Genomic DNA, 7,608 nt, shown 5'->3' with positions numbered 1-7,608 from the left:
CACCTTCGAAGGACGCATCACCCCGAACGGAAACTAACCGACGCCAAGGTCGGATCCACCGTTAATCTGACACTCCCCCCCGACCGTCGAGTCTCCCGAGTCCGCCGAACAAACGCCCGCCAGTGGGGAGTCAATGTGACATCCAGTGGCCTTTTTGGGGGTCAATGTCACATTCAGTGGACTTCGTTCGGGAGGATTGCGGGGTGGAGTACGCCTCGAATGCAGACGATGGGACACGGATCGCGTACACGGTGGTGGGGTCCGGGCCGCCGCTGTTGATGGTGCACGGCAGTTTTCTGACGCATACGATCTGGCGGACGTTCGGCTATGTGAAGGCGCTGCGCGGGGCTCGGCAGTTGATTCTGATCGACAGTCGCGGGCACGGCCGCAGCGAGAAGCCCCGCACTCCCGACGCGTATGCGATGAGCTCCATCGTCGGCGATCTCACGGCGGTGCTCGACGCGGTGGGCGCGGAGACAGTCGACTATCTGGGGTATTCGTTCGGGGCTCGGGCCGGGTTGGCGCTGACGGCAGCAGCTCCCGAGCGAGTGCGATCACTGGCCGTCGGCGGCGGTAGTCACGGCGCTCAGGCCGGCGCGTTCGATCGCCTGTTCTACCCCGGATGCGCAGACGTGTTGGAGCAGGGCGGCATGGACGGGTTCCTCGAGGCATGGAACAGCCACCGCATGTTTCCGATCGATGCCGGTACGCGAGCGGTGTTCTCCGCCAACGACGCCCAGGCCATGGCCGCATACATTCGGGCGTCCGACGCCGATCCCGGCCTACCCGACGACGCGTTGCAGCAGTTCACCCAGCCGTCGCTGTTCTACGTCGGCAGTCAGGACGGCACCAGGCTCGACGACACCCGAGCTGCCGCGGCGCTGGTACCGAACTCCGAATTGCACGTCATCCGCGGATTCGACCACGCGACGACGATGGCCGCATCCGAAGAGGTGCTCGGCGTCCTCGAACGGTTCTGGGGCAAGTGACCTGAGCGTCCACTATTCGCCTCGAGAATCGGGATCCCGCCTCCCACCGCAAATAGTGGACAGCCACATCACCTCTTCAGTGCAGGGAACTGGTCGTCGCGCCACTCGGTTTCCAATGGTCCGACGGCTGCGTCCTCGCGGGCGCGCAGTTCCACTCGGCGGATCTTGCCCGAGATGGTTTTCGGTAGCTCGAAGAACTCGATGCGGCGCACCCGCAGGAACGGGGCAAGGTGCTCGCGGGCGTACTTGAGGATCTCGAACGCGGTGTCCTCGTTGGGTTCCCAGCCCGACGCCAATGCCACATACGCCTTGGGGACGGCCAGTCGCGTCTCGTCGGGGGCGGGCACCACGGCGGCCTCGGCCACGGCGGGATGTTCGATGAGCACGCTTTCGAGCTCGAACGGGGAGATCTTGTAGTCCGAGGCCTTGAACACGTCGTCGGTGCGGCCGACGTAGGTGATGTAGCCCTCGGAGTCCCGCGATGCGACGTCGCCGGTGTGGTAGTAACCGTCGGCCATGACAGCGGCGTTGCGTTCGGGGTCGCCGAGATATCCGGTCATCAGGTTGAACGGCTGCTGCGCCAGGTCGAGGCAGATCTCGCCCTCGTCGGCGAGTTCGCCGGTGGTGGGGTCGACGATCACCACCGGTACGCCCGGCAGCGGCCTCCCCATCGAGCCGGACTTGAGTACCGCGCCGGGTGTATTGGCAACCAGCGCAGTGGTTTCCGTCTGGCCGAACCCGTCGCGGATATTGAGGCCCCACTCCTGCTGCACCCGCGAGATCACCTCGGGGTTGAGGGGCTCACCTGCTCCGATGGCCTCGCGTAGCGAACCACCGCCACCGGCGAGGTCGGCTTGAATCAGCATGCGCCACACGGTCGGTGGAGCACAGAACGTCGTCACCTCGGCCCGGCGGATCTGCTCGAGCAACGCTTTCGCGTCGAATTTGCCGTAGTTGTAGATGAAGATCGTCGCCTCGGCGATCCACGGCGCGAAGAAACAACTCCACGCATGCTTGGCCCACCCAGGCGAGCTGATGTTCAGGTGCACGTCGCCCGGCCGCAGACCGAGGAAGTACATGGTGCTCAGATGCCCGACGGGATAGGAGATCTGAGTGTGTTCGACGAGCTTGGGCTTGCTGGTGGTTCCGGAGGTGAAGTACATGAGAAGACGGTCGGTGGGAGCCGTCACGGACTCGAACGGCGCGGCCTCGACAGAACGAGCCTCGGCGTAGTCGACCCAACCATCTCGAGCGGAGGTGGCGATGCGCAGGTAGTCCCCGGGTACATCGTCGAATTTGCCGGTGTCCGAGGGGTTCACGATCACCGCGCGCGCATTGCCGCGCACCACACGGTCGGTCAGGTCTGCGGGCCCGATGGCAGTGGTGGTCGGCATCAACACCGCGCCCAGTTTCATCACCGCGAGCATCGCTTCCCACAGTTCCACCTGATTGCCGAGCATCAGGATCACCGAATCGCCGCGGCCGATGCCCTGTTGCTCGAGCCACCTGGCGACCTGATCGGAACGACGCGCGATGTCGTCGAAGCTGTACTTGGCCTCGCTGCCGTCCTCTTCGACGATCCACAGCCCAGTGCCGTCGTTGCCACGGGCGATCGCGTCGAACCAATCGATGGCCCAGTTGAACGTCTCACCGAACGACGGCCACTCGAAAGTCTCTACGGCGCGGTCGTACTCACCGTAGGAGTCGAGCAGCAGGTCGCGAGCGTTCCTGAATGCCGTATGTGCCGATTCGGCCATGCTTCCTCCGTAGCCTGTGATGCTCATCACCGCCACGGTAGGGGAGATGAACAATCCCTCGCTACCCCTGAACGGGGGTGAGAACTCGGCTAGCCTCGATCAGCGTTGCCATCGGATACTTCGCGATCGCAGGTGCACTGGGGATAGTGCACGCCGCGTTTTCCGGCTACTGGGCCGCAGGTGGCCGATGGATGTTGAACACCGTCGGATCATTCGCCACGGAGTGGGTCGAGACCGAACCGCAGACTGCACGAACGGCACTGCTGGTGCTCACGCTGGTCAAACTTGCAGCGGCAATTCTTCCCGCCCTCGCGTACATGAACCGGCCGCGCCTGGCAGCACAGAACCGGACCAGGCTGCCGGCAATCGTCCTCGGCATATCCTGGCCCGGCTCGGTGCTGCTGATTCTCTGGGGCGGAGCATCGTTCGTCGGAGCGGTGATCGGATTGATCGCCTCGGACGAGAACCGGAGCGTCAAGTACGGCCACCTGTTCTTCGACGGCATCTTCCTGCTCTGGGGTGCCGCCCTTCTGACGGCGCTGATCCTCTCTCGGAACGCGCCGTACCAGCCGCGCTAGATGCGCTCACCTGTTTCCGGGTGGAAGAGGTGAATCGCACCGTCGAGGCGCTTCAGTCCGATGCTCTCGCCGATCCTCGCCGGGGCACGCACTGCCGAACGGGCAACCAACGACACGGGTCCCCCGTCGAGTCCCTTCACCTTCGGGTCGTCGAGGTGCGCGTACACGTACGACTCGCTGCCGAGCTCCTCGATGAGATCGACCTTGCCCTCGAAGCCCTCGCCGCCGCCGTGGACGATGCCGATGTTCTCGGGCCGCATTCCGATGGTGACCTCGTCGATCCCCAGGCTCGCGAGCTTGGTCAGCTCATCGCGCTCGAGCGGGAGCAGGAACTTACCGATCTGCACGCCGCCCGAGCCGATGGGTACCGTCATCAGGTTCATCGCCGGGGAGCCGATGAATCCTGCGACGAACGCGTTGACGGGGTGGTCGTACAGGTCTGTGGGAGAGGCGAACTGCTGCAGTTTGCCACCGCGCAGGACGGCGACGCGATCACCCATGGTCATGGCCTCGACCTGATCGTGGGTGACGTAGACCGTCGTGGTGCCGAGCCGACGCTGCAACGCCGCGATCTGCGTGCGCGTCTGCACTCGCAGTTTCGCGTCGAGGTTGGACAGTGGCTCGTCCATGCAGAACACCTGCGGCTCACGAACGATGGCGCGGCCCATGGCAACTCGCTGACGCTGGCCACCCGAGAGCTTGCCGGGCTTGCGATCGAGGTACTCGGTGAGATCGAGCAGACGGGCCGCTTCGGCCACGCGTGCCTGACGCTTCTCGAGGCTCACTCCGCGCATCTTGAGCGCGAAGCCCATGTTCTCGCCGACGGTCTTGTTGGGGTAGAGCGCGTAGTTCTGGAAGACCATGGCGATGTCGCGGTCCTTGGAGGGGACGCCCACCATGTTCTTGCCGCCGATTTCGATTGCGCCACCGTCGATCTCCTCCAGGCCGGCGAGCATCCGAAGTGCGGTGGACTTGCCGGAGCCGGACGGTCCGACCAGGACGACGAACTCGCCGTCCTTTATGTCGAGGTCGAGGGAATCGACGGCGAGCGAATCGGCACCTTCGTAGACGCAGGATGCCTTCTTGTACGTGATTGCAGCCATGAGACTTTCTCCTATTTGATGGCGCCGAAGGACAGACCGCGCACGAGCTTGTTCTGCGCGAACCATCCGGCAAGGACGACGGGGAGTGCTGCGAACGTCGCAGCGGCGGAAAGCTGGGCCCAGTACAGGCCCTGGCCGGTGATGAATCCGACGAGGTACACCGGAATCGTCTGGGCCTGAACGGCAGTGAGGTTGACGGCGAAGAAGAACTCGTTCCACGAGAAGATCACGCAGATCAACGACGTCGCTGCGATACCGGGAGAGACGAGCGGCAGGATCACCTCGCGGACCGACGTCCACAGCGACGCACCGTCCATGCTGGCGGCCTCGAGCAGTTCCGACGGCACCTCCATGAAGAACGAGCGCATCATCCACACGGCGATCGGCAGATTCATCGCGGTGTAGAGAATCACCAGTGCCCAGATGTTGTCGAGCATGCCGATGTCACCGACGATGACGTACAGCGGAACGATGACGGCCACGACGGGCAGCATCTTGGTGGAGATGAAGAAGAACAGCACGTCCTGGGTTTTCTTCACCGGCCGCAGCGACAGCGCGAAGGCTGCCGGAACACCCAGCAGCAGAACGAGAATCGTCGAGACGATCGTCGCGAACGCCGAGTTCAGCAGGGTGGTGCCGATGCCGCTCTCGAGGACGCCCCGATACTGATCGAGGGTGGGGGTGAAGATCAGCTTCGGCGGGTTGGAGTAGGCGTCGGCCTCCTGCTTGAAGCCGGTGATCACCATCCAGAGAACCGGGAAGAAGAAAGCGATACCGGCCACCCAGGCAACGAACGACCAGATCGTGCCCGGGCCCCACTTGCTCTTCTTCCGGATCTCCTGCCCGTCGGAGGTCTGCGCGACGGCCTTCTTCTTGCTCGTGGTTGCCGTGCTCATCACGCCGCCTCCTCGTTTGCGCTGAAGCTCTTGAAGATCAGTCTCAGCGCCAGTGTGCTGAGAACGATGGTTGCCACCACGGTGACGACGCCCATGGCCGCGGCCTGACCGATGTCGAAGCCGAGGAAGGCACGCTGGTAGATGTAGAACGGCAGGTTCGCCGACGCGACTCCCGGTCCACCGGAGGTCATCATGTAGACGGCGTCGAAGGTGTTGACCAGATAGATCGCACCGAGGACGGTGCCGAGTTCGATGAAGCGGCGCAGGTGCGGCAACGTCAACTCACGGAAGAGTTTGAACGGGCCCGCCCCGTCGACACGCGCAGCCTCGGCGATGTCCTTCGGCATGGACTGCAGGCCGGCGAGGATCAGCAGCATCATGAACGGCGTCCACTGCCACACGAGGTTCGTCATGACCGCGGCCAGCGGGAACCGCGACACCCAGTCGATCTCACCGACTCCGAACGGGCTCAGCGCGAAGTTGATCAGGCCGAAGACAGGATCGAACATCGTCGTCTTCCAGATCAGCGCACCGGCGACCGGGGTGACGAGAAACGGGGTGATCAGCAGCGTGCGAATCAGGCTGCGTCCGATGAACTTTCGATCGAGCAGCAGAGCGAGGGCCAGGCCGAGGACCACCGAGATGATCACGGTTCCGACGATCATGATCACGGTGTTCATCGCGACCTCGCGGAACTGACTGTCGCGGAACACGTCGATGTAGTTGTTCAGACCGTTGAACTCACGCGAACCCGGACGAACGAGGTTCCAGGACTGCGTCGAGTAGTACAGCGTGAACAGGAACGGGATCTGGGTGACGATGATGGCGAACACCAACGCCGGCAACAGTGGTCCGCGTCGACGCCACCCCTCTGCCTTGGAGATCGTTCTCGGTCTCGGTACGAACTTCTCCGGTTCGGCCGGAGCCGTCCGTTCTTCGGTGGTGGTCATCCCTGGTCCTCCTGGTACGTCCTGCCGACCACTTCGGCGTATTGCTGCGCTTGGTCGAGCGCGTCGTCGACGCTGATCTGTCCGGCGATCGCGGCACTGATCTGTTGGCTGACCCGGGTACCGAGGTCCTGGAACTCCGGAATGGTCAGGAACTGGACTCCGGTGTACGGAACCGGATCCACGGTGGGGTCGTTCGGGTCGGCACTGTCGATGGAGTCGAGGGTCAGCTGACCGTAGGCCGCCGACGCCTCCGCGTACTCGGGAATCTCGTAGGTCGAGAGTCGACTTCCGGGAGGCACACGCTCCCAACCGAGTTCGTTACCGACCTTGTTCAGGTATTCCTTGCTGGTCATCCACGAGACGAACTTCCATGCCTCGTCGGGTGCCTCGCTGGTCTTGGGGATGCCCAGCGCCCAGGAGTACAGCCAACCGTTGTCGCCCTTGGCCGCCGACGGGGCCTTGGCGTAACCGATCTGCCCGACGACGTTGCTCGACGACGGGTCCTCGAGGACCGAGACGGCCGAGGTGGCGTCGTACCACATGGCGGTGTTGCCCTGGGAGAGTTGCGTTCCGCACTCACTGAACCCACTGGTCGCCGCGCCGGCCTGCCCGTGCTCGCGCACGGTGTCGACGTAGAACTGCACGGCTTCGCGTACCTCGGGACTGTTCAGCTGGGCGTTCCAGTTCTCGTCGTACCAGCGGCCGCCGAACGCGTTGATGACCGTGTTGAGCGGTGCGAGCACCTCACCCCATCCGGGCTTGCCGCGCAGGCAGATTCCGGACAGGCCCGGGCTGTCGAGAGCGGCTGCGGCGTCGGCCACCTGCTGCCAGGTGGGCTCGGCAGGCATGTCGATACCGGCCTGCTCCATCAGATCCTTGCGGTACATCAGGAACGACGATTCACCGTAGAACGGCACCGAGTACATGCTGCCCTCGTACGACAGCGACTCCTTCAGCGTGGGAATGAAGTCGTCCTCGTCGTAGCCCGGCGTGGCGTCGGCGTACTCGGAGAGATTGGTCAGCCAACCGTTCTCGGCCCACTGCGGGGTCTCGAAGTTGCTGATCATCACCACGTCGAACTCACCGCCGCCGGTCGCGACCGAGGCCGTGATCTTGGCTCGGGCCTCGTTCTCCGAGAGCGACACGAACTTCAGGTTGATACCCGGGTTCTCCGCCTCGAACTCCGGAGCAAGCGAAATGGCATCGGACATCTGCGAATTCGAGACGATCGCGACGGTGACCGTCGTACCGTCACCATCACCACCGAACGAGCCGGCACCGGCACATCCGGACACCACCAAGGTCGTCGCGAGCGAGGTCGCGACAACCACCTTC

General features: G+C 63.9%; 7 protein-coding genes. 2 read left to right on the top strand and 5 right to left on the bottom strand.

What is annotated here, in order from left to right:
- The first annotated feature begins 176 nt into the window (after positions 1-176).
- Positions 177-989, top strand: coding sequence for an alpha/beta fold hydrolase (locus R4P47_RS19860; RefSeq protein WP_411567360.1), 813 nt, complete (start codon positions 177-179; stop codon positions 987-989).
- A 68-nt stretch (positions 990-1,057) separates the two neighbouring features.
- On the opposite strand, the gene R4P47_RS19855 is transcribed toward R4P47_RS19860, so the two are convergent.
- Positions 1,058-2,773 (bottom strand): AMP-binding protein, encoded by a 1,716-nt coding sequence (locus tag R4P47_RS19855; protein WP_411567359.1) that lies wholly within the window; start codon positions 2,771-2,773, stop codon positions 1,058-1,060.
- 50 nt (positions 2,774-2,823) lie between these two features.
- On the opposite strand from R4P47_RS19855, the gene R4P47_RS19850 reads away from it, so the two are divergent.
- Complete coding sequence (locus tag R4P47_RS19850) at positions 2,824-3,324, top strand: DUF3995 domain-containing protein (protein ID WP_317785525.1); 501 nt, start codon at positions 2,824-2,826, stop codon at positions 3,322-3,324.
- Here the strand turns inward: R4P47_RS19850 and R4P47_RS19845 are convergent.
- From R4P47_RS19845 to R4P47_RS19830, 4 genes are read right to left on the bottom strand one after another with little or no spacing between them, the layout of a single operon-like run.
- The gene (locus R4P47_RS19845) at positions 3,321-4,427 is read right to left on the bottom strand and encodes an ABC transporter ATP-binding protein (protein ID WP_094640485.1); all 1,107 of its coding nucleotides are present in this window, start codon (positions 4,425-4,427) and stop codon (positions 3,321-3,323) included. The genes R4P47_RS19850 and R4P47_RS19845 overlap by 4 nt on opposite strands.
- A gap of 11 nt (positions 4,428-4,438) precedes the next feature.
- The gene (locus tag R4P47_RS19840) at positions 4,439-5,323 is read right to left on the bottom strand and encodes a carbohydrate ABC transporter permease (protein ID WP_068049004.1); all 885 of its coding nucleotides are present in this window, start codon (positions 5,321-5,323) and stop codon (positions 4,439-4,441) included.
- A complete protein-coding gene (locus R4P47_RS19835) occupies positions 5,323-6,273 on the bottom strand; it encodes a carbohydrate ABC transporter permease (RefSeq protein ID WP_037196012.1) in 951 nt (316 codons plus the stop codon). The genes R4P47_RS19840 and R4P47_RS19835 overlap by 1 nt, the downstream gene beginning before the upstream one ends.
- Positions 6,270-7,604 carry an ABC transporter substrate-binding protein gene (locus tag R4P47_RS19830; RefSeq protein ID WP_094640501.1) on the bottom strand — a complete coding sequence of 445 codons (1,335 nt, stop codon included), beginning with the start codon at positions 7,602-7,604 and terminating at the stop codon, positions 6,270-6,272. The genes R4P47_RS19835 and R4P47_RS19830 overlap by 4 nt, the downstream gene beginning before the upstream one ends.
- Positions 7,605-7,608 lie beyond the last annotated feature (4 nt).

Origin of the sequence: Rhodococcus sp. IEGM 1370, assembly GCF_033142325.1 — a bacterium.
Taxonomy (GTDB): Bacteria; Actinomycetota; Actinomycetes; order Mycobacteriales; family Mycobacteriaceae; genus Rhodococcoides.
Note: the sequence above shows the minus strand (reverse complement) of the source record. Positions and strands in the feature narration are given on the sequence as shown.